The following is a 26,376-nucleotide window of genomic DNA, read 5'->3' on the forward strand; positions in this document are numbered from 1 at the left end:
CCAAGACGAATGTCACACTTACAAATCTGATGTATAATATTTGTCGTTTTGAACAGATCAAACGACTGAATTTGAATACATGGGCTTAGTGCGCCCAAAAATCAGAATTATCCCGATATTAGGGATGGAAAAACAGAAAATAAAGGGACGTTTGTTGGAAATTGGAGAGCAAGCGTCCCTTTTTTAAAAGTTAATGGAATACATCAACTTTTTCGAGGTGCCCACAACCGCCTTGTAAGTTACCAATTGGTACTCACTAACTTCCTCTTTATCCCAAGGTTTATTCAACTCCTGTATAGCCTCAAGATATTCCCTTTTTGAAATATAGTCATTGATCTCCAATTGACGTTTAATGAAGTTAGAAGGAAAAAAATGATGTTCTTTGTAAAAATAGGTGTTCCAATCAATTCCTATATTTTCTAAAACCGAAATTAAATTGGTCAGACTGATATTGGAATGACCCTTCTCCCACTTACTCAAAAATTGCGGTGTCACAGCATCTCCAGCAGCTTCCTTAAGTGAAAATCCCCGTTCTTCCCTCAGCCTTTTAAAAGTCGCTCCAAAATTACCGTAAAGCATACAACCTCCTATTGATGTTCTTATATTTAATACCTAACGAATTTCAAAATCAGAATACTCGCGGAATTTCAAAAAAACGAGATAAGCCGATGACGGTAGTTCAACATTCAACAGTCCTGTGGATCTGATGTAAGTTGTCGATAAGGCGTACAAACCACACAATCAAGAAGGCTTGTCAATTTCAGATTTTGGAATCCAATGAGTATAAATTACCATATTTTTAAGTGAGAAAAAAGTAAAGAAAACTATAGTTTCAAAACAGGTTGCTGCAAAACTAAAATGGAATAAATTGAAACAATTGTTTCAGTTGGTGTGGTTAGCTCAAAATCCGGTTATAATAGTTTATTGAAAGGGGATTCATATGAAATATGGAAAGTTACTAATAGCTACGAGTCTGGTTCTGACTTGTCTTGTCACAGATTCGATATTGGCGGATAATCAAACTAAGACCAAGGATACAAGTTCGCAAGAAATTATCAATAAATCTTCTGAAAAACAATATGCGAACGTTCTACAAACCTATAACCGCTTTATATACGGAGGGGAGGATGAACGGCAGACAGTCATTAATTCCAGTGGTGATTATGAAAAAATGATTTTCATGGAGAAACAACACCAGCCAAATTTGGAAAACTATCGTTACGCCTTCTATAAGGGGAAAGAGAGTGGACAAGAACTATTATTGGTAGGAACACAAGAACAAGGAAAATATAATCTTTCCGAAGTCTATTATCTAAACAATGGTAAACCTGAACTACTTAGTTTCAACCACATCCCAACCGGCTCCTACAGGGTTTTCGCAGAAGTCTATGAATCAGGTCTAGTAACCCGTTTTGATTCTTCCAAGCAAGTAGGCACGGCCTATCTATATAAGCCAACAGAAAATGGAAAAGAAGTACTCAGACAAATGGTTGACGTTCAAATGAACGATGTTGCTAATTCACTTGGAGTGTCAGACCAAACACCTGTAGATTTGAATAGATTAAATTGGAAAGAATTTGGTCAGGTGAATAGCCATAAGGAAACCATTTCACAAACTCAAAAAAGTTCAAAGTCTACATCCAATTCTGAAACGTCTAGTTCAACAAAGAAACAAAGTAAATCAGACGAAGCCCAAAAAGCTCATCAATCTACCTTAACTGCTTATGGTCGATTTATCTACGGATCTGACTCCAATCGTCAATCCTTTGTGAATACTCTCAACGACATAGAAAAAGAAGTTTTCAAGCAGAAGTTGAGTGAAGATAATCTAGACAACTATCGCTATACCTTTTACAAAGGAAAAGAAAGTGGTCAAGAATTACTCCTAGTCGCCAAACAGAATGGTAGAAAATATGAGTTAAAAGAAATCCATTCCATCGATGGAGGACAGTCGGTACTACTGGGAGCTAACTACGGTACAGGTGAGTATCCACAAGGAATTACCGAAATATATGAATCAGGTTTGGTAATACGTGTATCTGCTAGCGGGCCTATCGCAACAGCCTGGTTGTATAAACCACTAGCTGATGGTAAGGAAGAACTAGAATATCAAAATGAAATTCTCACCAAAAATGCTGCTGAACGTCTTGGCATGAAAGACAAACCAGCCCTGGATTTAAGCTCTCTTAACTGGCATGAGTTTGAAAAAATTGACACTAAAACGGAAGAAGCTTCTTCAACAAGTTCAGAAGCCAAGGCAGAAGAAACGACTACCACAGTTGGTAATGCTGACCTCAATACGCTAGTTGCGGGTGATTATTCAGCCTTAAAGGGAACTTGGGTGAATGCAAACGGTAATACTGTTGTATTTGATGGAAGTGATCATTTTATTTATACTGCAAACGGTATAACGAATAATACCAAGTTTACAGGAAGCAATCGAGTTCAAAATATTCCAAATGGAGATTATGGAATATTCGGAATACAGTCTGCCTCATCATCTCCAGGTGGCCCTCCCTTAGTTTTCTATCCAGCTGGGATGAGTATTCCCTCACGAACAGGAGAGGAGTATCCCTATACTGAACAAGATCGAATTATGATCGGGGATGGTTTTGGTCTTAATGCTGAACAGATATACATCAGGCAATAGGAATATTGGTTTATGATGATTGATTTAAAATTTTTCGTGTCGATGTTAAAAATACGAAGTTTTAAAAAGAGGTATAATTATGAAGAAGTTAGCTTTAGTAATGTCATTGTTGCTTACTACTTTTATGTATGGTTGTGATAGAAACGCTGAAAAATTTTTGACCACTCAAAAATTTGATGCAGAAGTAAGTTTTGAAGTTGAGGTTAAGAGCGGTTATAATTTAGTTGAAGGAACTAATTCAAGTGCCATTAGGTGGAACAATTATGAAGTTAATCCAGATAAAGGCGGTAAACCTCAACTATTTGTTAAATACGAAATATCTGAACCCACAGAAAACACTGAACAAAACGAATCATTTACAAATCGCTATAGAGATGGATTATTTGCCAATGAGCTTGATGAAAATTTAATTTCAGCAAAATTTGAAAATCCTGATCAAATCTATAGAGTGAATTTAGGTGACGAATTAAAGATTATCACTACTTTTAAGAAATCAAAAAAATATAATTTTGATTATAAATCAACTGCAGATGTTGTGATTAAAGAAGATGGCGATAACATTCAAGTAATCAGCAAAATGACAGTTAAAGAGGATGAGAACCGTAATAAACCATATGCTGATCGTAATTTTAAAACAGTGGAAGAATTTACAGAATATCAGTTAGGTTTTTTATCAGAATTTGATAATAAAACTACTGACTTTAAAGCAGAAGAGTTAAAATTATCTAAAGAATACCCATTTGATGTCCTACCCCTTTTCTTTGCTACTTACAATACAACATATAATAACGGTGGGATAGTGACACGTAATGTAGCCCTAGCGGAAACTAAAATACAATTATATTCTCAAAAAGATAAAGAAGTAGCTGATGGTCCTTTAACTTCAGATGACATTGAAAGTGTCAAGTCAGAAGGAATTGAAGAATATCAAAAATCATTAGATTATTGGGAAAAATTTATGATTAGTGAGTTCGAGGTCAGGACATAAAAAAATACTTGTTTAGTATGTTTAAATTACTTAGTATTGAAGCAAATAAATTGGGGATTAAAAATTAATCAAATTTAAAAGTCCAAGGCTCACAATTTTTTTGTGAAGCCTTTGGGCTTTTTCACATCCTATCCACTTGTCATTTAGTTAGCATTGTCGGCTGTATGTGTAATAGGCAGATCAAGCAGCTAACTTCTAGGAAATGGAGCATCAGCTTGAGTGACTGAATTACACTACTAAACTCTGTCATCAGAGGTTGGTTTAATTACTTTTCAATCACAAACATGAAAACGGTGATGTTGAAAGTAGATGAATGACTGCGAACAAGAATACGGGTAATCATCTGTAAACAGTGGAAAAAGAAGTCACGACGACTTTGGGGCTTATTGATGCTAGAGGTACATAGATGGATAGAGGATTAAGGTGTCAGGTTGGAGTTACCATTATCAACTAGTGGTTCAAAAGTCAGTATTAAAGAGAGTAATATCAAAGCCAGTCCTCGTTTGGCGAGGACTGGCTAGTTGTAGATTATTACTTAAAAGGACATGAGTTAAAAGTTAATTGAAGCGCCATATGCTGAACGGTACGTACGGTGGTGTGAGAAGTGCCATTAATTAGCTCCTGCTCGATTGACTATTCACCTTGATAAGCTTCCAACTTCCAATCAATCTTGTCGCCATCTTTGAGTTCAACATCTTGAGCTCCTTTGTCGCTCATTTGGCCATTGACGTCAAAGAGCCAGTATTTTTGCTCATCTGGTTGTTGTTCAACGCCATTGATAGAGGTTACCAATCCGTTTTCTTCTTTGATGTCCATTTGCGCTTTCATGACATCTAGCAATTTATCGCCTTCTTTGAAAGAAAGTTCAAAAGGACTGTTTTCAATGGCTTTACCGTCTTGGGTCACAGAAACTGTAATGTTGGACTCCACAACCTGGCTGCTAGACGCAGCCGATGATGAAGAGGATTCTGTGGCAGACTGGTTGTTCGTAGCACAACCTGTAAGGGCTAGGGCAGTAAGGGCGAGCAGGGCAAGTTTCTTCATAAAAAACTCCTTAAAAATGATATTGTTTGCGTAAAACCTTTATCAGGGGACTTAAAATAGGTTCCAAGATCAGGTAGAAAAGAGCGTTGCCTAGAGCGTGCAGGAGGTCGAAGGGCAGTCCTTGCAGGTAGTAGGCCCAAAAGTTGCTGACGCTATAGGTTTGAGCGGAGAAAAAGGAAATGACGAAACCGTAGAGGAAGCCGAAGAGAAAGGCGATCATGCTAAACAGAATCAGCCTAATTTTGGGCTTGGAAGCTAGGCTTCGATAGAGTGGGCGGAGGCCATAGAGGCCTGCCATGAGGATCGTATAAGTCAGGATCTGATAGATGGTCCAAGGCCCCATCCCCAAGAAAATGTTGGAGATGACAATCGTAAGGGCTGCTACGATAACGCCATCTGCCAAGGTCAATTGCAGGGTTAACATCATTAAGATGGCGGTGACGGGCTGAATGTTGGGTAGGGCAGCCGTCACTTGGCGGCCAACAAAACAAAAAGCTGCCATGACGGCCAAAAAGGCCAGACGGCGACTGGACCAAACTCGTTTATCCATGGGGATACCTCTTTTTCCTATTTCATATTCATTTTAACATAGGTTTTTATTTTCTGTCTATCAAAATCCCTTTACAGCTGGTCTTTTTGAGTCTATAATAGAAAGCGATTTCAACAAGATGAAGGAGCAGGGAAAATGAAAGTCCATACTGTGAAGAGTGCCAAGCAAATCAGTGAAAAAGAACTAGTCGTCTATCTAGCCGAGAAAACAGACTTGGATTTGGATTCGCTACTGGAATTGGTGGAGATTCGGAATTCAGAAGGAGAGGCGATTTTGGTTAAGGAGACCGAGTGGCAAAATGAAGGACAATCCTTCTCCCTTAAAGCGAGTTTGCAAGTGGATGCTGCAGCACCTTATCAGGTTCAAGTTGGGGATTCCCTTGTGGATAGCTTTCTGGATTGGAAATTGATGGATCAGTTCTCGGCCTCCGCGGCCCGATTGGGACTTGTAGTGGGAGAAGATGGGAGTCACGTTCGCTTTGCTTTTTGGTCTCCTTCCGCCCGGTTGGTTGAACTTGTTTTGTATGACAAGGACGATGCGGATGCAGAAGTGGCTTTGATTTCTATGAATCTTGAAGAAAAGGGAGTCTGGGCCTTGGATTTGGACGCCAACAAGGAGTTGGGAATCACCGATTTACGGGGGTATTTTTACCATTTCCAAATCCATCGTGGCGACCAGATTGTACGAGTTTTGGATCCCTACGCTCCGTCCTTGGCAGCTTGGTCTAGTGAACAGAGACATAGGGGGCTGGCCTACCAAGTCGCCAAGGGAGCAATTCTGGATCCAAGAGCGACTGGTCGTAGGGATTTAGATTATGTGAAAATACCAGGTTTCAAAAAACGGGAAGACGCCATTATTTATGAAGTCCATGTGCGTGACTTCACCTCTGATCCTGAAACTTTGAAAGAATTAGATGCTCCTTTTGGAACCTTTAAAGCCATGGAGGAACGGCTGGATTACATCCAGTCGCTAGGAGTGACACACGTCCAACTATTACCTGTACTTAGTTATTATCTGGCTGATGAATTTCAAGCCCGGCAAGGTCTGTGGGATTATGCATCTGGAGGAACCAATTACAATTGGGGTTACGATCCCCAACATTATTTTGCATTGACAGGGATGTATTCCAAAAATCCAGCTGATCCAGCACTTCGGATTCAGGAATTGAAGGATTTAGTCGCAGCCATTCATGCTCGGGGCATGGGGGTCATTCTGGATGTTGTCTATAATCATACTGCCCAGCTAGGGATTTTTGAAGATTTGCAGCCTCATTACTACCATTTCATGGATGAGGATGGCCAAGCTCGAACCAGTTTTGGTGGAGGTCGCTTAGGCTCAACCCATGCCATGACCCGTCGGATCATGATTGAATCCATTGCCTACTTGATGGATGTTTACAAGGTGGATGGTTTCCGCTTTGATATGATGGGAGACCATGATGCGGAGACGATCGAACAAATATCGTATATCGCCAAGGCTATCAATCCTCAAGCTCTGATTTTAGGTGAAGGCTGGCGTACTTATGTCGGAGATGAAGACGATACAAGTCCTGCTGCCGATCAAGACTGGATGTCCGAGACAGATAAGGTGGCTGTTTTTTCAGATCATTTCCGCAATAGCCTCAAGTCTGGTTATCCAACCGAAGGGGAGCCGGCCTTCTTAACGGGCGGTCCGACCGATATTGACGACCTCTTCCAGTCTCTTAAGGCTCAACCTTCCAACTTTGAGGCGGATCAACCAGGGGATGTTATCCAATATATTGAGGCTCATGATAACTTGCCATTATTTGACATTATTGCCCAATCCATTCGTAAGGATCCAGCCCATCCAGAAATTATGGCGGAAATTCACCGCCGTATTCGTCTGGGGCAACTGCTCTTATTTACTTCTCAAGGGACAGCCTTTCTGCATGCTGGTCAGGAGTATGGTCGGACCAAGCAATTCCGCCACCCTGATTTTGAGCAGCCGGTTGCCCAGAACCTGGAGCCTCATAAATCCTATCTCCTTGAAGATGCGGATGGAAATCCCTTCCAGTATCCTTATTTTATCCATGATTCCTATGATGCTTCAGATGCGGTGAATCGCTTTGATTGGGCTAAAGTTCGAAATAAGGAGCTTTATCCCCATGCTGTGCAGACTCTTGAGTATACCCGTGGTCTGATTGCCTTGCGAAAAGCAGAAGAGGTCTTTCGTCTGTCAGATCGGCAGCAAGTGGATGAAAAGGTGCACCTCCTCACCCCAGGGGTAGGCGAAGATCTGTTTATCGCTTATCAACTAAATGCCAGCCTTGAAGAAGTTTTGATGGTCCTGGTCAATGCGGATGATCAAGCTCGGGAAATCAGTCTGCCTCCGTTAGAAGTCGCAAAATCCTGGCAAGTTCTAGTGGATGGTGAGCAGGTGAATATGACTGGAATTCCTGTAGATCAACAACAAGGGCTGACCTTTAAGGGAAATAGGGTCGTCTTGGATCCCTTGACTGGAGCGGTTCTGAAAATCTGTCTCTAATTGTGGTATAATTTTTCCAATCAGAAAAAGGAAAGAGATGACTATGGCAGAGAAAACCATTGTATTTAAAGTCGGTACATCTTCCCTGACCCAGGAAAATGGCAATCTGGATCGGATTAAGATAGCTCGGATCACCAACCAATTAGCCCAGTTGCACCAGCAAGGCCACCATATCGTTTTGGTGACCTCGGGATCCATTGCGGCGGGGTTCCGTCGCTTGGGCTTTGACAAACGACCGACTAAGATTGCGGAAAAACAGGCTTCTGCTGCTGTAGGGCAAGGGCTCTTAATTGAAGAGTACACTCAGAATCTGATGAAGGACGGGATTGTCACAGCCCAGATTCTCTTAACCCAGGATGATTTTGCGGATGCCCGGCGTTATCAGAATGCTTCGCAAGCCCTGCAGGTTTTACTAAAGCAGCGGGCCATTCCGATTATTAACGAAAATGATACCATCGCTATCGAGGAGATTAAGGTCGGTGATAATGATACCCTATCTGCTCAAGTGGCTTCCTTGTTGAAGGCAGATCTTTTGGTTCTACTTACGGATGTGGATGGACTCTACACCGCTAATCCCAATCAGGATCCCAATGCCCAGCATTTGCCAGTGATTGAGTCCATTGGTGAAGAACTCTTTGCCATGGCAGCTGGGGCTGGCTCCTCCAATGGAACAGGGGGGATGACGACCAAACTCCAGGCGGCTCAAATTGCAACCAAGTCTGGAGTCCCAGTCTTTATCTGTTCCTCTAAAGAAGATACAGCCCTTTTGCAGGCTGTGACACAAGAAAATCGCGGCACTTACTTCTTAGAAAATAACCATGCCATGAATCAGCGGAAACAGTGGATGGCCTTCTATGCCCGGGTGGATGCTCTAGTCGAAGTTGACCCAGGAGCTGTCGAAGCACTCTTACATAAGGGCCGGAGTTTGCTGGCGGCCGGAGTGGTGCAGGTGGAAGGCGAATTTGAAGTTGGACAGGTGGTTGAAGTCTACAGTCAAGAGTCGCATCAATTGATTGGTAAGGGGCGCGTGCGTCTGTCGTCTGCGGATTTGGAGCGGGCCTTGAAAGATGGTAAGGCTGAGGGACTGTTGATTCACCGCAATGATTGGGTAACCCTATAGGAGGACGTATGAAAACGACACAAGAATTATTGGATTCATTATTGGAGCACAAGGCCTCTATCAATTTGGCCAGCAGTCAGGTGAAAAACCAGGCGCTTGCAGCTATGGCGGATCAACTTGAAGCTCAAGCAGATGCCATTCTAGCCGGGAACGCCTTGGATATGGAAGCGGCCCAGGGAAGAATCAGTCCTGTTATGCAGGACCGGCTCTTGTTGACCAAGGAACGCATTGAGGCCATGGCGGTAGGAATTCGGGTCTTGATTGATTTAGAAGATCCTGTTGGCCTAGTCTTGGAAGAGCATGTTCGTCAAGATGGGTTGCGGATTCAAAAACGGTCGATTCCTTTTGGCTTGGTCGGGATGATTTATGAGAGTCGTCCCAATGTAACGTCTGATGCGGCGGCTCTAGCCATTAAGAGTGGCAATGCGGTCATGTTACGGGGAGGAAAAGAGGCCTTTCATTCTGCTCAAGCGATTGTAACTGCTTTGAAAGCTGGTTTAGAAGAAGCTGGCGTCCACCCAGGTGTTATTGAATTGGTTCAGGACACCAGCCGTGCATCAGCCCAGGAAATGATGACGGCCAAGGGTAAGATTGATCTATTGGTTCCACGGGGAGGTGCTGGACTCATCCTAGCAGTTGTAGAGCAGGCGACAGTTCCAGTGATTGAAACAGGGACAGGAATTTGCCACGTTTATATTGATCAGGATGCAGATCTAGACATGGCGGTCTCCATTGCTGTTAATGCTAAAACCAGCCGCCCATCCGTCTGCAACTCGGCTGAAGTTCTAGTTGTTCATAAGAACATTGCTCCTGAATTTTTACCAGCTTTTGAGGCAGCCTTGGAGGGGAAAGTGGAATTGCGAGCAGACCAAGAAGCTCAAGTTTTCTTGAAACAATCGACCCAGGCAGGTGAACAAGATTTTGACACCGAATTTTTGGATTACATCATGGCGGTGAAAGTGGTCGACGATGCGCAGGCTGCCATCGCGCACATCAATGAGCACTCAACCGGTCATTCTGAAGCCATTGTGACCAATCATTCAGAAACAGCGGACCTCTTTACCTTGATGGTGGATTCTGCAGCTGTTTATGTCAATGCCTCCACCCGCTTCACGGACGGAGGCGAATTTGGCCTGGGCTGTGAGCTCGGCATTTCAACTCAAAAAATGCATGCGCGTGGTCCGATGGGGCTAAGAGAAATGACAACTTACAAGTATGTTGTCAGCGGTCAAGGCCACATTCGATAGGAGAGAGCCATGAAAATCGGATTTATTGGAATTGGCAATATGGGTGGTTCCTTGGCTAAGGCAGTAGCCAAGGCCGAGGACACAGAGCTTTTCCTCAGTAACCACAATCCAGCCAAGGCTCAAGGACTAGCAGAGGAGTTAGGGGCAAAACTAGCTAGCAATGAGGAGATTGCTGCTCAAGCAGAGGTCATTTTCCTTGGCTTGAAACCCTACTTGATAGCAGACTTGGTTTCCCAACTTGCACCTCTAGCAAAACCGGGAACAATCTGGGTATCCATGGCTGCCGGCGTGACGTTAACCAGTCTTTCTCAGCACCTACCTGAGGAAAATCTCGTTCGGATCATGCCCAACACACCAGTAGCCATTGGCCAGGGCATGACTACCTACAGTTTAACGAATGCAGAGTTGGCACCTGTGGTGGAAACCCTATTAGCTCCAAGTGGTCAACTCATGCAAGTGCCCGAAAAGCTGATGGATGCTGCCACAGCTTTAGCAGGCTGTGGTCCAGCCTTTGTCTATCAAATGATTGAAGCCCTTACAGATGCCGGTGTAGAACAAGGGATCCAAGCTGCGGATGCTAAATTCCTAGTGGCTCAAACCCTTTTAGGATCTGCCCAGATGGTTCTTGATTCGGACAAGCACCCAGCCCAACTCCGACAAGAAGTGGCCTCACCAGGAGGATCCACGATTGCTGGGGTTGCCAGTCTGGAAAAAAATGGATTCCGCTCTGCCCTCATGCAAGCCATCAGTGCAGCAGTCCAACGAACACAAGAATTAGGTAAATAGACGAATGGCAGAAAACAAGTTCGCCCCAACGGGACAGGATGTAGAAGAGATTTTTCAAAACATCTCATCCGTAAAAAAACAAGCAGATGCCCACTTACTTCTTGAACTCTATACCAGTATCAGTCAAGAAAATCCTCTTGTATGGTACCCTAGAATTATTGGTTTTGGAGAGACTGAGTATCTCCTGGATTCTGGTCGAACAGGCATTACACCACGCTTGGCCTTTGCGCCCAGACAAACAACATTTTGTCTGTACTTTGATCCAAATTTTCTTGAGGAACAAGCTTCCTTGCTTGAGTCCTTAGGGAAATACAAGACTGGCAAGGGCTGTGTTTATATTAATAAACTGGCCGATATTGACCTTGATGGATTGCAAGAGTTGTTAAAGCAGTCACTGTAGAAATCTTTTAATGAAACAGGTTTTTGTTTGACTTGTTTCACACATTTGATATAATTTAAGTAGAGATAAACGAGTTTGTATATGATACTTGTTGTCTTCAAGGAGATTCCGTGCCATACTGGAAGTTTTAATTTTGGAGATTCCGTGCCATACTGGAAGTTTTAATTTTGGAGATTCCGTGCCATACTGGAAGTTTAAAATGGGTTGTCGTTTGACAACCTTATTTTTGTCAGGAGGGGAACGATGCAAGAAATGAAGTTCTATCAAATTGATTCTTCATATTTGAATATTTTGAGACAAGTTGATGAAAGAGTTCCACTCAATAAAGAATTTTATGGCCGTAAAGGGGCTCGTCCATACATTGGCATTATGTTAACAGTTGAGAATATAGATTATTTTGTTCCTTTGAGTTCTAAAAAGAAACGCACTAGTTTTGTTGTAATGCCAATATATGATTCAAATCGTGTTCAAATTGCATCGTTACTGTTAAATAATATGCTTCCGGTACCACCAAAATTTCGAAAATTGTTAAATATGGATGGTGTTAAAATTACGAATCCAAAATATTACGATCTTTTGTTGAATGAATTGAATTATTTAAGACCACGTACTAAGGCAATAAAATCAAGGTGTGCTATCATACGATCGGTTATAGTTGAGGGAGATGAAAGACCGCAGATAAATGATAAAACTAAAGATTATTGTCTAAATCTAGCTGAGTTAGAAGTTGAATATCGTAAAATTTCCTAATTTGTGTCGTTTTATTCATTTTAGTGTATGAAAAGGCCGCAATTGTATTAGCAAATTCCATGTCGATCAACGATTGCCCCTTTGGAAATAAGAAACAGACTAAAAAGGTAGGAATCCAAATCCACTCAAGTGGACTGGATGCCTACCTTTTCGTCTGCTATGGTTCCTGTTGGAGATTTTGGTTGATCAAACCAATCTCTTTTTTCATTTTTTGATAATTGATGAAGTAAATAAGGATATAAATGAAAACGTAGATGGTCTCAAAAAGAAGGATTGCCTGCCATTTGAGAGGGAACCAGCCTGCAAGTAGAGCTAGGGAGGTATAGTCTTTTTGTTTGCTTTTAGTACAAGGCAGCGAGTCGCAGACAGTACTGAAGTACGGCAAGACGAGCTAACACAGTAATAAAAGATAAACTAAAAGAGTATAAAACCAAGACTAGTAACGATGAAGTGGGTCAGGGTCATTCGAAGGAGACTCCAGTCTTTGTGGAAGAAAGTATCACTCCAGGAAAATAAGAGACCAACTCCAATCCAAATCAGGATTGATATGACAAAGGTGCCAACTTCATTAAAGTGAGCTAGATAAAATTTTCCGCTTTCTGAGAAAGGGTTGAGGGGATAGTAGTCCCCTTGACCGAATAGGGCAGATGTAAGTAGAGAAATGACTAACCCATAAAAATGGAACGGGTTACAATAGTAAACAATTTCTTCATAATCCTAAGACCTCCTTGATGGTTTTCAGATAGCGACGAGAAGAATAGGCTTGATCACCATCCAGAAAATGAATGAGAACCAAGCCATTCGTGGTTAATTCTAAGTGTTTAATCTGATCCAAGTTTACGACCTCTGACTGAGAAATCTGTAAAAAATGAGGGGGCATGATTTCTTTTATCCGGTAGAGTCGTAGTTGTGCATGAAAGACTTGTTGCTTGGCACGAACTTGCAAGATTCGATTTTCCAGATAGATTCTAGTAATCTCTCTCCATTTTAAGAAATAAATTTCTTGGTCTAATTTGACAGTCAATTGATCTTTTGATTGTTCAATGTGATTGGCGTAGGCAATGAGTTCAGAGAGTTGAGGAGTAAGAGAGCGAATCTTGAAATGCACTAAATCTTCGGAAAATGATGGATCAATGGTTATTTTTACCTTCATAACATCTCCTCCTTTCTACATCTATTAAACCATGGAAAATTTGAAAATGATAGAGGGTTTGTCTATGTGGTCGAAATGGGTGTCCAATCGGTTGAAATCCTACTGTTAGTGGCTATTTGAGGTTCGTTGCGGTATTGACTTTCTATTCAAATCAAGTATTGTCTCAAACCTTATCTGTGTATGTAGAGAGCTGATTGTCTATCTAATTACTAGTAGGTTCTCCCTTCTGTTATTCTCATCTTTTGACTATCATGGAATCTGTTTTATGTTGGGCAGATTCCGTTTTCTATTTCCTGTTCCCCAGCCTCTAGGATTGTTTGGTATAATAGGAACGTATGAACTCAATGAAAATTTCAAGAAGACAAGGGAGTGGGTTATGAAAATCATTGCGACAGACTTAGACGGTACGTTTTTGGATGGCAATCATCAATTTGACCAGGAACGTTTTTCGAAGTTATTGGATCGTTTAGAGGAGAAAGGGATTGTGTTTGCGGCAGCGTCTGGTCGGGGAATTGCTTCCATGCGGGAACTGTTTGCACCCTTTCGGGATCGGATTTATTTGATTGGTGAAAATGGGTCGATTATTGAAGAGCGGGGGCAAGTCATTTGGTCTCGCACGATGGATGAGCTGGCGGTGGAAGAATTATTTGCGATTTTGGAATCCAGTCCTTATGTCGATAAAAATCAGCTGATTTTTTCTGCGGAGAATGAGGTTTATGCCTTAAATACGGTTGATTCGGAATACTTAGCCTTTTCACGTCGTTACCATCCCAACGTTCAGTTGATTGGGAATTTAAAGGAAATCCGGGAACCGATTTTCAAGGTAACTCTGAATTTGAAACCGGAAGAAATGGTCGAAGGCTTGGCTTGGATTGCGCAGGCCTTACCAGATTATTCGGTGATGACAACGGGCTTCCAAACCTTAGATATTGTTCCTACAGGGATTGATAAGGGGGGTGCTCTTGGGCGCTTGTTGATTATGAAGGATTGGCATCCGGATGATTTAGTGGCTTTTGGAGATCAGTTTAATGATCGTCAGATGTTGGAATTGGCTGGTTTGGCCATTAGTCCGGAAAATGCGAAAGATGAAATTAAGGCTTTGGCAGACCGAGTGATTGGCCCTGCGAGCGAGGGCTCTGTGCTTACATATATGGAGGAGATGGTTTGATGGATATTCGTTTAATTGCCCTTGATTTGGATGGAACCTTATTAACGAGCGACAAAAAGATCAGTCCACGAACCAAGGCAGCCCTTGCCGCTGCACGGGAGCAGGGGGTAAAGGTCGTTTTGACGACAGGACGTCCGCTTAAAGCCATGGATTTTCTGTTAAAGGAGTTGGAGCTGGATGCTCAGGAAGAAGAGTATGCGATTACCTTTAATGGTGGTTTGATCCAACGCAATACAGGGGAGATTTTAGCGGAGGCTCGGTTTAGCTACGACCAAGTTCAGGAACTCTACCAGCTTAGCCGCGACTTGGGCTTACCCTTGGATGTTATCCAGGAAGGGACAGTTTTTAATATTGAAGGACCGATTACCTCACGTTACCAGTCTTTCAACCCAAGCTTAGATTTCACCTTGATTTCCTTTGCCGATTTAGATGAGCAAGCTTTTTATAATAAGTGTATCTCAGCTCATGACGCAGCTGCTTTAGATGGGGCCTTAGAACAAATCCCAGCCCCATTTTTTGAAAAATATGGAATCTTTAAGTCCAGAGATCAATTGCTAGAGTGGTTGCCAAAAGAGGCGGATAAGGCAAGAGGGTTGGAGAAATTGACAGCTCTCCTAGGCTTAAGCAGGGATCAGGTTATGGCCTTTGGGGACGAGGCCAATGACCTAAGCATGATTGAATGGGCAGGTTATGGGGTTGCCATGGGCAATGCAGTGCCAGCCTTGAAAGAAGTGGCTTGGAAGGTCTTGGATTGGACCAATGACCAGGACGGGGTCGCTCGTGCCGTTGAAGAATATGTATTGAAGGAGAAAGAACATGGGGCTATTTGATCGCCTATTTGGAGTTGAGAAAAAGGAACCAGCTGAGGAAGAAGTTGAAGAGACAGTGGCAAGTGAGGCGGCCGAGGCAGACGGAGCGGAAATGGCATCTGAACCTGAGTTGCCCACTGAAGAAAAAACTGAATCTGAAGGCTTAATGGAGAGCCAGTTAGAAGAAGTTTCTGAGGCAGCCTCTGAAGAAATGACTTCAGAAGTTGAAAAGGTAACAGCCGACACCTTACCAGATTACTACGTACAAATGCGCGCTCAACTGGATGCGGCTAGCCGCAAGGTTGAGGAAGAACAATTTCAGGAGGCCTTGGAAGAAGTCCGCAAACGTCGGGAAACCGAGACTGAAAAGTACAATCGAAGCTTGCAGAAAACCCGCTCAGGTTTCTTGGAAAGCCTCAATGCTTTCTTTGCCAATTTCCGAACGGTGGATGAGGAGTTCTTTGAGGAATTAGAGGAGCTCTTGATTACCAGTGATGTCGGTGTCCAGGTCGCAACGCAATTAACGGAAGATCTTCGTCAAGAAGCACGTCTGGAAAATGCCAAAAAACCGGAAGATCTTCGCCGGGTCATCATTGAAAAATTAGTAGACATCTATGATAAAGATGGCCATTACGAAGAAGAAATCAACTTCCAAGAAGGTCTCACTGTCATGCTCTTTGTAGGTGTCAATGGAGTCGGGAAAACCACCTCCATTGGAAAATTGGCCTATCGCTATAAAGAAGAAGGTCGTAAGGTTATGTTGGTGGCAGCGGATACCTTCCGAGCCGGTGCTGTGGCTCAGTTGGTTGAATGGGGTAACCGCGTCGATGTTCCGGTTGTAACTGGACCTGAAAAAAGTGATCCCGCCAGCGTCGTTTATGATGGCTTGGAGCGAGCTCAAGCTGAAGGTGTTGATGTGCTTCTGATTGACACAGCTGGTCGCTTACAAAACAAAGACAATCTGATGGCTGAGTTGGAAAAAATTGGTCGGATTATCCAGCGCGTGGTTCCAGATGCACCTCATGAAAACCTCCTAGCCTTGGATGCTTCAACGGGACAAAATGCCCTAGTCCAAGCTAAAGAATTTTCGAAAATTACCCCGGTGACAGGGATTGTCCTCACCAAAATCGATGGTACCGCCCGCGGTGGCGTTGTGCTAGCGATCCGTCAAGAATTGGATATTCCCGTTAAACTAATTGGTTTTGGGGAAAAATTGGACGATATTGGTGACTTCAAGTCTGAACAATTTATGCGTTCCCTCTTGGATGGCGTTTTTGTGTCGGACATTGACTAAGGTTATTTCTGACGGAATTCGGTTTATCTAATATGAGGCTGGACCTTGGTGTACCAGCCTTCACTTTTTGGTATATACTCTTTTAGTTTATCTTTTATTACTGTGTTAGCTCGTCTTGCCGTACTTCAGTACTGTCTACGACTCGCTGCCTTGTACTAAAAGTAAACTAAAAGACTATATGTGATAGATTGGAGACTTTAGATGGCACTCTTAGGCCTCTTACTCTTATTTGCTTTTTCAGGTTACCTGGCGAACTTGGAGAAAGGCAAGCGTTTTAATCTTTTCAAGGCATTGTTACTGGTGGCAGGTGAAGCCTTCATTGGAATGATCTTATTTACGCTGTTTGCTTTTCTCATTACCATTTCAGACGTATCCCTTGTTTTGTTAGATTCAGGAAGTTCATTGTTTGTGGTGGTCTTGTTACTGGCGGTTCTCAATGGTTTTATTCTCTACTGGATCAATCGTTGGTTTTTCCCCACCTTTTCCATCTCGAACCAGGTACAAACCCTTTGTGAATACATTATCCAGTGGCTCTTGATTTATGTGACGGTTTATCAGGACCTTTTTAACAATTTGAACAGCTTTTTAAAACTAGCGGAATTATCCGCTAGTGAATTTGGAAAGTGGGACCTAACGCACCCCAGTGTTTTGACCTTACTAGTCCTCCCTTCCTTAATCTCTGTTTGGGTTGGCATTATTTTGTATAAAACCAAAGAAGATACGATTTAAAAAAGGATTCGCAGCGCGAATCCTTTTACTATTCCCAATTAGAAATACAAATAGAGGTCCCTTAGTCGCTAAGATGGTAAGGGTCTGAAAAACGGGACATTGTAGAGTCCCTCAGCCTATCCATTGAAAGGAATATCTGCGTAAATCGTCGACCAGGGTAGTAGCAACCCAAGTCAGTCATCCCTAGTTTTTCGTAGAATTCAATAGCGTCTTCAAGGGCTTCTAGGTGGACACCGTGAAGTGGAAGAAGAGCATCAATTAAAAGGGCTATTCTAAAAGCTGATTGAACTAAAAACGTTCCTAATTTTTGGTTCTGGACCGACTCTGAAACTCCTAGTAAATCAATATTGAGTACCGGAAACCGATACAGTGGACTTTCACCTGTTTGAATAAGTGTAGTCGTTACAAGCGAAATAGCCATTACTCCAAAAACTTGTTTGTTTGGAGTGGCTAATAGAAGTAGACGATGAGCATTTAGTTTTTTTACAACTTCTTAGGAGTGGGAAAGAACTCATTTAGTTAAAAAAGAGTTCGTTACAAGTCTTTATTTCAAGTTGTAAGCTGAAACGATTTATCCCCAAATCGTTTCACTCCCACCCCCGGTCTAAAGGCATGTTGAATGCCTTTAGAGTTTCTAGATGAAATGAACGAAGTTCATGTCAAAGTTGATTAGGATGTTTACAGAGCCTGAAAGGCGAATGAAAACTCCAGTCAACCACTGCGTCAAAGTATTTTTGCTAACTAAAATTTAATAAGCTGATATTATTTTTACTAGATTACCACAATTGAACTCACCTAAAACTGCTTAGGGGTTATCAATCCATGCTTGGTAATCAATTAGTCTAACATTCTTATTCCCAACTTTCACGATTATAGAGATCTACTTTAATGTTTAGTTTTTCTGCTTCTTTAAATCGTCGAATCACATCTGGGGCTAGTGGTTTTGGATTATAAAGGATATCTAGAACACGATCAAATTCTTCTTGAGAATTCACAACAATATCTGTGTTACTTAAGAATTCAGTCATAGTACAGCTCCTGTTTTTGGTAGAGTTAGTTTACAACTTCGAGAAAAGACTATAAAAACTGGAAACGGATTCTATAGAATACTCAGTTAAGTTCAAAAAAGCGACTAGATTTCTCTAATCGCTCCAATGGACATGTGTATGTAATCAAATTTTACTAACTGACTTGAAGATATTCAGGTTTAATATTATGAATGATGACGTTTGCAATAGAGTTAACCCCAACGTGCATCAAATTTAGATCATCAAAATCCACCTGATTTGCATATTGTCTTGCAATGTGATGAGCAACAATCGCCTCAAGTTTATAATTAGGAACTTCCAACAAAGCCTGAGCTAATTCGTTGCTATATAAATCAACAGAACTTATCCTTGTTTTTTCCATTGGTTTAACTCCTTTCCATCTTTTGATAAGTATATTTTACTTACTTTGAGTATATCACAAAACTCTTGATTGTGAATGGATATCTGTTTAAATTGGGAATTATAAAAAGGATTCGCAGCGCGAATCCTTTTGCGATTACCAAATCCATTTGGCATCAAATTGGGCAAGAAGCTTGTCTGCAGCTTCAGGTCCATGGGAACCGGCTGGGTAGAAGTGGAGGGGACTTTGGTCTTCGCGCCAGCTTTGTTCGATTTTGTCGATCAACTTCCAGCTGGCCTTCACTTCATGCCAGTGGCTGAAGTTGGATGAATTGCTTTGAAGGGCTTCGAAAATCAGTTTCTCATAGCCTTCAGGTCCTTCAGCTCGGTCGAAAGAAGTGATGGCTTGAGGAACAATCTTGAAATCATAGCCAGGTTCTTTTTGGTTGAAGCGCAAGGAGATGCCCTCTTCAGGTTGGATGTAGAGGGTTAAAATGTTTGGTTCTAAACTCTCATTGAAAATGGTCTGTTCTTGTTTAAAGACAATATCCACTCGTGTAGCCTTTTCAGCCAAGCGTTTACCGGTGCGGATAAACATAGGGACATTGCGGAAACGGTCGCTGTCGATAAAGAAGACTCCGGCGAAGTAAGTCTCGGTCATGGATTCTGGATTTACTTTAGGCTCTTCGCGATAGCCTGCTAAATCCTGGTTAGCGGTGTATTGTCCCCGTACAAAGTGGCTGGCTAGCTCTTTTACACCAGGTTTCTTCAAGGATTGGAAGACCTTGACCTTTTCTGCCCGGATATCATGCTTGCTGAAGGAATGGGGTTTATCCATGGTTAAAAGGGACAAAATCTGTAGGGCATGGTTTTGAACCATATCCCGAAGGGCGCCGGATTGGTCATAATAATCTCCGCGCTCTTCAACACCTAGCTGCTCGGCTAATGTAATCTGGATGTTGTGAATGGAGTGGCGATCCCAGATGCGATCGATAATGGGGTTAGCGAACCGCATAGCATAAATGTTTTCGACCATCTCCTTGCCTAGATAATGGTCAATCCGGAAGATCTGATCTTCACGGAAGGAATCCATCAGTTCCTCGTTGAGCACACATGCAGATTCTAAATCGGTTCCAAATGGTTTCTCGATAATGAGGTGTTCAAAACCAAGTCCATCGATGATACTCTCGGATTTGAGGTGTTTGGCGATGGTTCCAAAGAACCGTGGAGACATGGAGAGGAAGAAGAGTTTGTTATTTTCTGCCCGGTAACGATCATTGAGCTGGCTTTGGAGAGCTCGGATATTCTGATAATCTGCTACATTGGTCACATCGTGACTTTGGTAGTAAAAACGAGAAGCAAATTCTTGAGCTTGAGCTTGTTCCGTCACTAAATCTTGAATGGATTCCAAGACAACGGCTTCATATTCTTCCTTGGACCAAGGACGGCGAGACGCTCCAATAACGGCGAAATTGTCTGCTAGTTTTCCAGCTTTGAAGAGACGAAATAGGGCTGGATACAGCTTACGCTTGGCCAGATCTCCGCTGGCACCAAAAATAGTAATGATAGCTTTGGCAGGCATAGGGAACCTCTTTCTGTGTTTTTTAAAATTATACCATATTGAGGTAGATGAAACAGGACTAAGAGTCGGCTAAATCATCAAAAGGAGTCAGTTTATATTGGAAAGAATCCTTTTTTTTGATAGTATGAAAGTGGGAAAAGCAATAGAATTGGCAATTCTTAAATATGAGGGAAAGGAGTTGTGTATGGATTGGTATGAATATATGGTGAAGGCTGCAGAAAACTCTCGTTTTAATACTGCTCATTGGTTTCGATATCTTAGAAAAGTCATTTTTGAGGCTTCCACTTATTTAACTGCAGAAGATGTTCAGAGATTAATTGAATCTGAAAGCTTAACGAATTTTCAAAAGGTTAGTTTACAACAGGCAGTTTCAATAGGTTCTCCAACTCATGATTATATCGTTGCTTTGAATAAAAAAAGTCCCTTAAACAATGTGCGACATTTAATGGAGAAGTATAAGCATGGATAAAATGAAAGTAGTTTTCCAAGCTCTAGATCAAGAATTAACCCAAGCTAATCTCGATTTATCAATTATCTGTGTTGGAGGTTTTGTACTTGAATACCATGGTCTTCGAGCAACGCAAGATGTGGATGCATTCTATGAGGAATCACACGAAATAAATAGGATTATTGCAAAAATTGGGAAACTTTTTCATATTAATACGCGTGAGGAACTGTGGTTAAATAATGAGGTGGCCAATTTAAACCCGGCCCCGGATCTTGAGATCTGTGAATGATTATACTCTTTTCAATCTTTAACTGTATATATTGTTCCCCTAACCTATGTGATGGGGATGAAGATTATGAGCTCTCGTGAACAAGATGTGCTTGATATTGGTAAAATTATTAAAATGGAGAAAATGACTTCTCCTTTTGAAACCTTCCGAGCATTGAAAGAGTTAGGATTTGAGAATATGGATTTTTCTGTGCTACTTGAAGGATTCAGTTATGCGTATGGATTGGAATGGCTAGAGAGCTTTTTTGTGGAAAATCAGGAAAAGCTACAGAGATTTTTTTAAAGTTAGCGACCCGAACTTGGGTCGTTTTTTCATGCCCAAAATCTCCACCCTATGCTATACTTAAAGCTATGGATAAAAATATCACAAGAATTGCAGAAGAATTAACAATTACCCAAACCCAGGTCCAAACTGTTTTGGACCTCCTTGCTGAAGGAGCGACCATTCCCTTTATGGCTCGTTATCGGAAGGATAAAACAAAAGGGTTGGATGAAGTGGAAATCAAGACCATTGCGGATCGAATGGCTAGTCTGACAGCCTTGGACGAACGAAAAGCAACCATCTTGGGCAAAATTGAAGAACAAGGAAAATTAACTCCAGAACTCAAGTCCGCTATTGAAGCAGCTGAAAAAATGACGGAATTGGAAGAACTTTACCTTCCCTATAAGGAGAAAAAACAAACTAAGGCCAGTCTAGCTCGCGAGGCTGGTTTATCTCCGCTCACACGTTTGATTTTTCAAGGTGCAGACAATCTGGAAGCTGCTGCAGAACCTTTGACTTCTGAGGCCTATCCAACTGCGGCGGTAGCCATCGAAGGGGCTAAGGAAATTGCCATTGAAGCTATTTCTGAAAATCATGGTCTCCGGTCCTGGCTCTACCAAGAAGTCCGTGATAACTCGACCCTTATCAGTCAGTTGAAAGATGAGGAAAAAGATCCCAAGCAAGTCTTTGAAAACTACTATGACTTTTCAGAAAGTCTTGCTAGTCTCCCACCTCATAGACTTTTGGCCCTGAACCGAGGTGAAAAACTTGGAGTCCTTCGCATCAAGTTTGAACACCAGCTGGACAAGATGCAACGCTTTTTCTTGGCTCGTTTTGTCAAAAAAACGGATTTGTTAGCCCAAGTGGTCGATGAAAGTCTGAAAAAACGTCTGCTTCCTGCCATGGAGCGCCGCCTTAAGTCTGAAATGTTGGAAGTGGCAGAAGAGGGAGCCATCGAACTCTTTTCAGACAATCTCCGCCACTTATTATTGACAGCTCCGCTGAAAGGGAAGATGGTCCTAGGTTTCGATCCCGCCTTTCGAACAGGGGCTAAGTTAGCGGTCGTTGATCAGCTAGGAGACCTCCAGACCACAGAAGTTATCTATCCGGTTAAACCTGCTAAGGCCTCTGAAATTGAGGCTGCCAAGAAGCGTCTGAGCCAACTCATCACGGAGTGGAAAATCGAGATTATTGCCATCGGAAATGGAACAGCCAGTCGCGAAAGTGAAGCCTTTGTAGCAGAAGTCTTAAAGGACTTCCCAGAGGTGGCCTATGTCATCGTCAACGAAAGTGGGGCATCGGTATACTCCGCCAGTGAATTGGCCCGTCAAGAATTTCCAGATTTACCGGTCGAGAAGCGGTCGGCTATTTCCATTGCCCGTCGTCTACAGGATCCACTAGCAGAGTTGGTGAAAATTGATCCTCAATCCATTGGTGTGGGCCAATACCAGCATGATGTGAGCCAGAAAAAATTACGAGAAAAGCTAGACTTTGTAGTCGAAACCGTGGTGAACCAAGTGGGAGTCAATGTTAATACCGCCAGTCCGGCCCTTTTAAGTCATGTCTCCGGCCTCAACAAAACCTTAACGGAAAACATTGTCCGCTATCGCCAAGAAGAAGGGGCCTTTACCAGTCGCAAGGACTTGAAGAAGGTTCCAAGACTTGGGGATAAGGCCTATGAGCAGGCAGCTGGTTTCTTGCGGATTCCAGATGCGGCTAATGTCTTAGACCGGACGGGAGTTCATCCGGAAAATTACCCGGTGGTGACCAAACTCTTTGAGAAACTGGCCATTGTAGATCTAGACGATACGGCTAAGAGCAAACTGTCCAGTCTTTCTATTTCAGAAATGGCAGATGAACTGGGTGTTGGACCTCTAACCTTGGAGGATATCATTCAAGATTTGTTGAAGCCTGGACGTGATTTACGGGATTCCTTTGCGGGTCCACAATTGCGGTCAGATGTCTTGGATATTAAGGATTTGAAACCAGGGCAAAAACTCGAAGGTGTTGTTCGCAATGTCGTGGACTTCGGAGCCTTTGTAGATATTGGTGTTCATGAGGATGGCTTAGTTCACATCACCCAGTTGAGTAAAAACTTTGTCAAACATCCAAGTCAAGTCGTTTCTGTCGGAGACTTGGTGACGGTTTGGGTCTTGGACGTACAGGTCCCTCAGAACCGGATTAGCTTGACCATGGTGGAAGAAAATGGATCTAACTAGCTATGTTCAAAAAGTTTCCCTAGAAGATTTTGGGAAACCATTCAGCCATGAGGCCGTGTGGAATCGGCGGCTTCGCACTTCGGGCGGCCGCTTTTTTCCGAAAGATGGTCATCTGGACTTTGCTCCGAGAATCCTTGAGGAGTATGGTGAGGCCGTTTTTCGTCAGGTAGTTCGGCATGAGCTGACCCATTACCATCTTTATTTTGAAAAAAAGGGGTATAAACATGGGGACGCGGATTTTAAGCGCCTGTTGAAAGAGGTGGATGGCTTACGCTATGCACCGCCACCAAAAAATAGCAAGCGACACACCTATGTCTGCTCCGTTTGCGGCCAGCATTTCCAGCGTCAACGGCGCATCCAGCTGGACCGCTATCGCTGTGGCGCTTGTGGGGGCCGCTTGATGGAGGAGATAAATCCGCCTCAAGGCTGATGAAGTCGAACTGGGAACTTGCTATAATGGCAATTGAAAGTGAGGAGATCATCATGACCAAGTATTATAAAATGCGGAAAGGAAAGATTGTTAGTGGTGTATTGGCTGGATTGGCGGATAAATTCAAGATTGATCCGACTCTAGCTCGCGTTCTATACGTGCTCTTCCTGTTACTGACAGATGGATGGGCCCTATTTCTTTATATCCTTCTCTCTGCGATCCTGCCTTATAAAGAAGATTTGATTGAATATGATGAAGAAGTGACCTACAGGGATGGTCGTCGCCGCAAGACTGCGGAACCGATTGAGGAAGACGACTGGACATGGTAGGTCAGAAGGTCGAGACTGGGCGCTGCCCAGTCTTTCTTTTTAGGAAAAGGAAAAATTGTCAGAGGGCTTCTGAGATGCTATAATAAGGGAAAGAAAAGAGGAGGTTGCCATGGCTGTCAAAGTAAGAGAAGTGATGGAAAAGGTTCGCCTGGAACATATTTATGGTCCGGAAAAACTGCTGGAAAAACCGATTTTGACAGGGGATATTTCAAGGCCTGGACTGGAAATTACGGGTTATTTTGATTATTATTCCCCAGAACGCATTCAATTGATTGGGATGAAGGAGTGGTCCTATCTGGGTCACATGACAGCTCACAACCGTTACCAAGTTTTGAAGAATATGCTGCGGGATGAGACGCCAGTAGTGATTGTAGCACGTGGTTTACGAATTCCGGATGAGCTCTTGATTGTGGCTGAAGAAAACCAGGTGCCTGTTCTGCGCTCGACCACGGCGACCAGTCGCCTATCCGGTGAGTTGTCCAGTTACTTGGATTCCCGACTAGCTGAACGGACCAGTGTCCACGGAGTCCTCATGGATATCTATGGCATGGGTGTGCTGATACAAGGAGATTCTGGTATCGGTAAAAGTGAGACAGCCTTAGAGTTGGTCAAACGGGGCCATCGTCTGGTTGCGGATGATCGGGTGGATATTTATCCGCGGGATGAAATGACCCTCTGGGGAGAGCCAGCTGAGATCCTCCGTCACCTCTTGGAAATCCGGGGAGTGGGGATTATCGATATCATGAGTCTCTACGGGGCTAGTGCGGTCAAAGATTCTTCCCAGGTCCAGTTGTCTGTCTACTTGGAAAACTTTGACATCAATAAGCAATTTGATCGCCTGGGAAATAATCCAGAAGAATTTGAGGTAGGAGGCGTTCGCATCCCCCGGATTCGAATTCCCGTTAAAACCGGTCGCAATATCTCGGTGGTCATCGAGGCAGCAGCCATGAACTACCGGGCTAAAGAAATGGGCTATGATGCGACCGAGACCTTTGAGAACCGTTTGACCCAATTGATTGCGAAAAACGAGGAGGAAGAAGCCAATGAATCCCATAGCCATTGAGCTGGGCCCCTTTAGCATTCGCTGGTATGCTATCTTTATCATTAGTGGCTTAGCCCTAGCGGTTCTTCTGTCCATGCGGGAGGCCAAGTACAAAGGTTGGGATCCAGAACTGATTCTAGACTTTGTCCTCTGGGGCTTCCCAATTGGAATTGTCGGAGCTCGGATCTATTATGTTCTCTTCCAATGGTCTTATTACCAAGAACATCCAGAGGAAGTTTTAGCCATCTGGAATGGAGGGATTGCCATTTATGGTGGCCTGATTGCCGGGGGACTCTTCCTGATTTGGTATGCCCGCCGCAACCTTTTGTCCCCTTGGACTTTTTTAGATATCGTAGCGCCAGGAGTTCTGATTGCGCAGTCCCTGGGACGTTGGGGCAATTTTGCCAACCAAGAAGCCTATGGAGCTGTGGTTGAGAATCTGGACTACCTCCCTCAATTTATTCAGAACCAGATGTTTATCGAAGGCGCTTATCGCCAGCCCACCTTCCTGATGGAATCCATTTGGACGGCCTTGGGCTTCCTTATCCTCATTAGTCTGCGCCACCGCCCTCGATTATTTAAGGAAGGTGAATTAGCCCTCTTTTATCTCATTTGGTACGGAACAGGTCGTTTCTTCATAGAAGGCTTACGGACGGATAGCTTGCTCTTAGGACCCTTGCGCGTGTCGCAAATCCTATCTCTCATCTTGGTAATCCTTGGCCTCAGCCTCTGGATTTACCGCCGCAAAAACAGAAACCTCGCTTGGTATCAAGCAGAAAAGTGAAGGAGTTTATATGGTAGAAATTGCTTTTAGTCTTGTAGGCTTGGCTCTCGCCGTCTTTTTCGTCTATTTGACTATTTTTATTCATAAATTGGGAAAAACGGTCGATGAAACCAATCGAACGATTAAGTTGCTCACAACGGATGTCAATGTTAGCCTGTATCAGGTGAATGAACTCATGGCCAAGGTCAATGTGCTAACCGATGACGTCTCTGGTAAGATGGAAACCATCAATCCCCTCTTTGTGGCTGTTGCTGACCTGTCTGAGACGGTCTCAGATCTGAACAACTCTGCCCGCAATCTGGGCGACAAAGCTGTTGCTACAGGTGGAGGAGTCAGTTCTGCCCTCAGTCGGACCCTCTTGCGCACAGCCCTTTCGGGACTCGGATCAAAAAAGAAAGCAGGTAACTAACC

General features: G+C 43.1%; 28 protein-coding genes and 2 pseudogenes. 22 read left to right on the forward strand and 8 right to left on the reverse strand.

Annotated elements, in window-relative coordinates:
• Nucleotides 1–183: 183 nt before the first annotated feature.
• Nucleotides 184–579 (reverse strand): helix-turn-helix transcriptional regulator, encoded by a 396-nt coding sequence (locus I2503_RS03410; protein ID WP_196967016.1) that lies wholly within the window; start codon nt 577–579, stop codon nt 184–186.
• Between the two features lie 361 nt (nt 580–940).
• Here I2503_RS03410 and I2503_RS03415 point away from each other — a divergent pair, with 361 nt between their 5' ends.
• The 3 genes and pseudogenes from I2503_RS03415 to I2503_RS03425 all read left to right on the forward strand — a co-directional run.
• Complete coding sequence (locus tag I2503_RS03415) at nt 941–2,650, forward strand: DUF6287 domain-containing protein (protein ID WP_196967017.1); 1,710 nt, start codon at nt 941–943, stop codon at nt 2,648–2,650.
• Between the two features lie 79 nt (nt 2,651–2,729).
• Nucleotides 2,730–3,638, forward strand: coding sequence for a hypothetical protein (locus I2503_RS03420; protein ID WP_196967018.1), 909 nt, complete (start codon nt 2,730–2,732; stop codon nt 3,636–3,638).
• Nucleotides 3,639–3,811: 173 nt separating this feature from the next.
• A pseudogene (locus tag I2503_RS03425) lies at nt 3,812–4,203 on the forward strand (group II intron maturase-specific domain-containing protein); the annotation flags it as partial.
• A 68-nt stretch (nt 4,204–4,271) separates the two neighbouring features.
• On the opposite strand, the gene I2503_RS03430 reads toward I2503_RS03425, so the two are convergent.
• Nucleotides 4,272–4,682: a DUF4430 domain-containing protein gene (locus I2503_RS03430; protein ID WP_196967019.1), complete on the reverse strand. Its 411-nt coding sequence runs from the start codon at nt 4,680–4,682 to the stop codon at nt 4,272–4,274.
• 10 nt (nt 4,683–4,692) lie between these two features.
• Nucleotides 4,693–5,232: an ECF transporter S component gene (locus I2503_RS03435; RefSeq protein WP_196091322.1), complete on the reverse strand. Its 540-nt coding sequence runs from the start codon at nt 5,230–5,232 to the stop codon at nt 4,693–4,695.
• A gap of 135 nt (nt 5,233–5,367) precedes the next feature.
• On the opposite strand from I2503_RS03435, the gene I2503_RS03440 reads away from it, so the two are divergent.
• The 6 genes from I2503_RS03440 to I2503_RS03465 all read left to right on the forward strand — a co-directional run bounded on the left by I2503_RS03440 (nt 5,368) and on the right by I2503_RS03465 (nt 12,040).
• Nucleotides 5,368–7,737 carry a pullulanase gene (locus I2503_RS03440; RefSeq protein WP_196967020.1) on the forward strand — a complete coding sequence of 790 codons (2,370 nt, stop codon included), beginning with the start codon at nt 5,368–5,370 and terminating at the stop codon, nt 7,735–7,737.
• 43 nt (nt 7,738–7,780) lie between these two features.
• Nucleotides 7,781–8,857 (forward strand): glutamate 5-kinase, encoded by a 1,077-nt coding sequence (gene proB / locus I2503_RS03445; protein WP_196967021.1) that lies wholly within the window; start codon nt 7,781–7,783, stop codon nt 8,855–8,857.
• Between the two features lie 8 nt (nt 8,858–8,865).
• On the forward strand, nt 8,866–10,104 hold the full coding sequence (locus I2503_RS03450) for a glutamate-5-semialdehyde dehydrogenase (RefSeq protein ID WP_196967022.1): 1,239 nt from the start codon (nt 8,866–8,868) through the stop codon (nt 10,102–10,104).
• Nucleotides 10,105–10,113: 9 nt separating this feature from the next.
• A complete protein-coding gene (gene proC, locus I2503_RS03455; protein WP_196967023.1) occupies nt 10,114–10,890 on the forward strand; it encodes a pyrroline-5-carboxylate reductase in 777 nt (258 codons plus the stop codon).
• Between the two features lie 4 nt (nt 10,891–10,894).
• On the forward strand, nt 10,895–11,290 hold the full coding sequence (locus tag I2503_RS03460; protein ID WP_196967024.1) for a DUF1801 domain-containing protein: 396 nt from the start codon (nt 10,895–10,897) through the stop codon (nt 11,288–11,290).
• A gap of 243 nt (nt 11,291–11,533) precedes the next feature.
• On the forward strand, nt 11,534–12,040 hold the full coding sequence (locus I2503_RS03465) for a type III toxin-antitoxin system ToxN/AbiQ family toxin (RefSeq protein ID WP_196091316.1): 507 nt from the start codon (nt 11,534–11,536) through the stop codon (nt 12,038–12,040).
• Between the two features lie 709 nt (nt 12,041–12,749).
• Here I2503_RS03465 and I2503_RS03480 read toward each other — a convergent pair.
• Nucleotides 12,750–13,193: a LytTR family DNA-binding domain-containing protein gene (locus I2503_RS03480; protein WP_196967026.1), complete on the reverse strand. Its 444-nt coding sequence runs from the start codon at nt 13,191–13,193 to the stop codon at nt 12,750–12,752.
• 376 nt (nt 13,194–13,569) lie between these two features.
• Between I2503_RS03480 and I2503_RS03485 the strand changes: the two genes are divergently transcribed.
• From I2503_RS03485 to I2503_RS03500, 4 genes are all read left to right on the forward strand, one after another.
• Nucleotides 13,570–14,361 (forward strand): HAD family hydrolase, encoded by a 792-nt coding sequence (locus I2503_RS03485; protein WP_196967027.1) that lies wholly within the window; start codon nt 13,570–13,572, stop codon nt 14,359–14,361.
• Entirely contained in the window at nt 14,358–15,191 is an 834-nt protein-coding gene (locus I2503_RS03490; protein ID WP_196967028.1) for a Cof-type HAD-IIB family hydrolase, read from the forward strand. The genes I2503_RS03485 and I2503_RS03490 overlap by 4 nt, the downstream gene beginning before the upstream one ends.
• Nucleotides 15,178–16,464, forward strand: a complete 1,287-nt coding sequence (gene ftsY, locus I2503_RS03495) for a signal recognition particle-docking protein FtsY (protein WP_196967029.1) — start codon at nt 15,178–15,180, stop codon at nt 16,462–16,464. The genes I2503_RS03490 and ftsY overlap by 14 nt, the downstream gene beginning before the upstream one ends.
• Nucleotides 16,465–16,665: 201 nt before the next feature.
• A complete protein-coding gene (locus I2503_RS03500) occupies nt 16,666–17,193 on the forward strand; it encodes a hypothetical protein (protein WP_196967030.1) in 528 nt (175 codons plus the stop codon).
• 61 nt (nt 17,194–17,254) lie between these two features.
• On the opposite strand, the pseudogene I2503_RS03505 reads toward I2503_RS03500, so the two are convergent.
• The 4 genes and pseudogenes from I2503_RS03505 to zwf all read right to left on the reverse strand — a co-directional run.
• Nucleotides 17,255–17,632: pseudogene (locus I2503_RS03505) on the reverse strand (GNAT family N-acetyltransferase); the annotation flags it as partial.
• A 412-nt stretch (nt 17,633–18,044) separates the two neighbouring features.
• Nucleotides 18,045–18,221, reverse strand: a complete 177-nt coding sequence (locus I2503_RS03510; RefSeq protein ID WP_196967032.1) for a hypothetical protein — start codon at nt 18,219–18,221, stop codon at nt 18,045–18,047.
• A 154-nt stretch (nt 18,222–18,375) separates the two neighbouring features.
• Entirely contained in the window at nt 18,376–18,603 is a 228-nt protein-coding gene (locus I2503_RS03515) for a hypothetical protein (protein ID WP_196967033.1), read from the reverse strand.
• Between the two features lie 135 nt (nt 18,604–18,738).
• Nucleotides 18,739–20,163: a glucose-6-phosphate dehydrogenase gene (gene zwf / locus I2503_RS03520; RefSeq protein WP_196091308.1), complete on the reverse strand. Its 1,425-nt coding sequence runs from the start codon at nt 20,161–20,163 to the stop codon at nt 18,739–18,741.
• Between the two features lie 184 nt (nt 20,164–20,347).
• On the opposite strand from zwf, the gene I2503_RS03525 reads away from it, so the two are divergent.
• The 9 genes from I2503_RS03525 (at nt 20,348) to I2503_RS03565 (ending at nt 26,374) form a co-directional block, all read left to right on the forward strand.
• The gene (locus I2503_RS03525) at nt 20,348–20,632 is read left to right on the forward strand and encodes a hypothetical protein (protein ID WP_196091307.1); all 285 of its coding nucleotides are present in this window, start codon (nt 20,348–20,350) and stop codon (nt 20,630–20,632) included.
• A complete protein-coding gene (locus I2503_RS03530; protein WP_196091306.1) occupies nt 20,625–20,900 on the forward strand; it encodes a DUF6036 family nucleotidyltransferase in 276 nt (91 codons plus the stop codon). The genes I2503_RS03525 and I2503_RS03530 overlap by 8 nt, the downstream gene beginning before the upstream one ends.
• Nucleotides 20,901–20,966: 66 nt before the next feature.
• A complete protein-coding gene (locus I2503_RS03535) occupies nt 20,967–21,182 on the forward strand; it encodes a hypothetical protein (RefSeq protein ID WP_210766430.1) in 216 nt (71 codons plus the stop codon).
• A 68-nt stretch (nt 21,183–21,250) separates the two neighbouring features.
• A complete protein-coding gene (locus tag I2503_RS03540; protein ID WP_196967034.1) occupies nt 21,251–23,380 on the forward strand; it encodes a Tex family protein in 2,130 nt (709 codons plus the stop codon).
• On the forward strand, nt 23,367–23,810 hold the full coding sequence (locus tag I2503_RS03545; RefSeq protein WP_196967035.1) for a SprT family protein: 444 nt from the start codon (nt 23,367–23,369) through the stop codon (nt 23,808–23,810). The genes I2503_RS03540 and I2503_RS03545 overlap by 14 nt, the downstream gene beginning before the upstream one ends.
• 50 nt (nt 23,811–23,860) lie before the next feature.
• Nucleotides 23,861–24,139 carry a PspC domain-containing protein gene (locus I2503_RS03550; RefSeq protein ID WP_196091330.1) on the forward strand — a complete coding sequence of 93 codons (279 nt, stop codon included), beginning with the start codon at nt 23,861–23,863 and terminating at the stop codon, nt 24,137–24,139.
• A 109-nt stretch (nt 24,140–24,248) separates the two neighbouring features.
• The gene (gene hprK, locus I2503_RS03555; protein WP_196091302.1) at nt 24,249–25,202 is read left to right on the forward strand and encodes an HPr(Ser) kinase/phosphatase; all 954 of its coding nucleotides are present in this window, start codon (nt 24,249–24,251) and stop codon (nt 25,200–25,202) included.
• Complete coding sequence (gene lgt, locus I2503_RS03560; RefSeq protein ID WP_196967036.1) at nt 25,183–25,965, forward strand: prolipoprotein diacylglyceryl transferase; 783 nt, start codon at nt 25,183–25,185, stop codon at nt 25,963–25,965. The genes hprK and lgt overlap by 20 nt, the downstream gene beginning before the upstream one ends.
• A gap of 10 nt (nt 25,966–25,975) precedes the next feature.
• Nucleotides 25,976–26,374, forward strand: coding sequence for a DUF948 domain-containing protein (locus I2503_RS03565; RefSeq protein ID WP_196967037.1), 399 nt, complete (start codon nt 25,976–25,978; stop codon nt 26,372–26,374).
• Nucleotides 26,375–26,376 lie beyond the last annotated feature (2 nt).

The organism is Streptococcus sp. NLN64 (genome assembly GCF_015831295.1).
In the GTDB taxonomy this organism is placed as follows: Bacteria; Bacillota; Bacilli; order Lactobacillales; family Streptococcaceae; genus Streptococcus.

What these genes read in the sequence shown, in the direction of transcription:
- I2503_RS03410 (WP_196967016.1), bottom strand. Translation starts at nt 579, where the DNA reads ATGCTTTACGGTAATTTTGGAGCGACTTTTAAAAGGCTGAGGGAAGAA.
- I2503_RS03415 (WP_196967017.1), top strand. Translation starts at nt 941, where the DNA reads ATGAAATATGGAAAGTTACTAATAGCTACGAGTCTGGTTCTGACTTGT.
- I2503_RS03420 (WP_196967018.1), top strand. Translation starts at nt 2,730, where the DNA reads ATGAAGAAGTTAGCTTTAGTAATGTCATTGTTGCTTACTACTTTTATG.
- I2503_RS03430 (WP_196967019.1), bottom strand. Translation starts at nt 4,682, where the DNA reads ATGAAGAAACTTGCCCTGCTCGCCCTTACTGCCCTAGCCCTTACAGGT.
- I2503_RS03435 (WP_196091322.1), bottom strand. Translation starts at nt 5,232, where the DNA reads ATGGATAAACGAGTTTGGTCCAGTCGCCGTCTGGCCTTTTTGGCCGTC.
- I2503_RS03440 (WP_196967020.1), top strand. Translation starts at nt 5,368, where the DNA reads ATGAAAGTCCATACTGTGAAGAGTGCCAAGCAAATCAGTGAAAAAGAA.
- proB (WP_196967021.1), top strand. Translation starts at nt 7,781, where the DNA reads ATGGCAGAGAAAACCATTGTATTTAAAGTCGGTACATCTTCCCTGACC.
- I2503_RS03450 (WP_196967022.1), top strand. Translation starts at nt 8,866, where the DNA reads ATGAAAACGACACAAGAATTATTGGATTCATTATTGGAGCACAAGGCC.
- proC (WP_196967023.1), top strand. Translation starts at nt 10,114, where the DNA reads ATGAAAATCGGATTTATTGGAATTGGCAATATGGGTGGTTCCTTGGCT.
- I2503_RS03460 (WP_196967024.1), top strand. Translation starts at nt 10,895, where the DNA reads ATGGCAGAAAACAAGTTCGCCCCAACGGGACAGGATGTAGAAGAGATT.
- I2503_RS03465 (WP_196091316.1), top strand. Translation starts at nt 11,534, where the DNA reads ATGCAAGAAATGAAGTTCTATCAAATTGATTCTTCATATTTGAATATT.
- I2503_RS03480 (WP_196967026.1), bottom strand. Translation starts at nt 13,193, where the DNA reads ATGAAGGTAAAAATAACCATTGATCCATCATTTTCCGAAGATTTAGTG.
- I2503_RS03485 (WP_196967027.1), top strand. Translation starts at nt 13,570, where the DNA reads ATGAAAATCATTGCGACAGACTTAGACGGTACGTTTTTGGATGGCAAT.
- ftsY (WP_196967029.1), top strand. Translation starts at nt 15,178, where the DNA reads ATGGGGCTATTTGATCGCCTATTTGGAGTTGAGAAAAAGGAACCAGCT.
- I2503_RS03500 (WP_196967030.1), top strand. Translation starts at nt 16,666, where the DNA reads ATGGCACTCTTAGGCCTCTTACTCTTATTTGCTTTTTCAGGTTACCTG.
- I2503_RS03510 (WP_196967032.1), bottom strand. Translation starts at nt 18,221, where the DNA reads ATGACTGAATTCTTAAGTAACACAGATATTGTTGTGAATTCTCAAGAA.
- I2503_RS03515 (WP_196967033.1), bottom strand. Translation starts at nt 18,603, where the DNA reads ATGGAAAAAACAAGGATAAGTTCTGTTGATTTATATAGCAACGAATTA.
- zwf (WP_196091308.1), bottom strand. Translation starts at nt 20,163, where the DNA reads ATGCCTGCCAAAGCTATCATTACTATTTTTGGTGCCAGCGGAGATCTG.
- I2503_RS03525 (WP_196091307.1), top strand. Translation starts at nt 20,348, where the DNA reads ATGGATTGGTATGAATATATGGTGAAGGCTGCAGAAAACTCTCGTTTT.
- I2503_RS03530 (WP_196091306.1), top strand. Translation starts at nt 20,625, where the DNA reads ATGGATAAAATGAAAGTAGTTTTCCAAGCTCTAGATCAAGAATTAACC.
- I2503_RS03535 (WP_210766430.1), top strand. Translation starts at nt 20,967, where the DNA reads ATGAGCTCTCGTGAACAAGATGTGCTTGATATTGGTAAAATTATTAAA.
- I2503_RS03540 (WP_196967034.1), top strand. Translation starts at nt 21,251, where the DNA reads ATGGATAAAAATATCACAAGAATTGCAGAAGAATTAACAATTACCCAA.
- I2503_RS03545 (WP_196967035.1), top strand. Translation starts at nt 23,367, where the DNA reads ATGGATCTAACTAGCTATGTTCAAAAAGTTTCCCTAGAAGATTTTGGG.
- hprK (WP_196091302.1), top strand. Translation starts at nt 24,249, where the DNA reads ATGGCTGTCAAAGTAAGAGAAGTGATGGAAAAGGTTCGCCTGGAACAT.
- lgt (WP_196967036.1), top strand. Translation starts at nt 25,183, where the DNA reads ATGAATCCCATAGCCATTGAGCTGGGCCCCTTTAGCATTCGCTGGTAT.
- I2503_RS03565 (WP_196967037.1), top strand. Translation starts at nt 25,976, where the DNA reads ATGGTAGAAATTGCTTTTAGTCTTGTAGGCTTGGCTCTCGCCGTCTTT.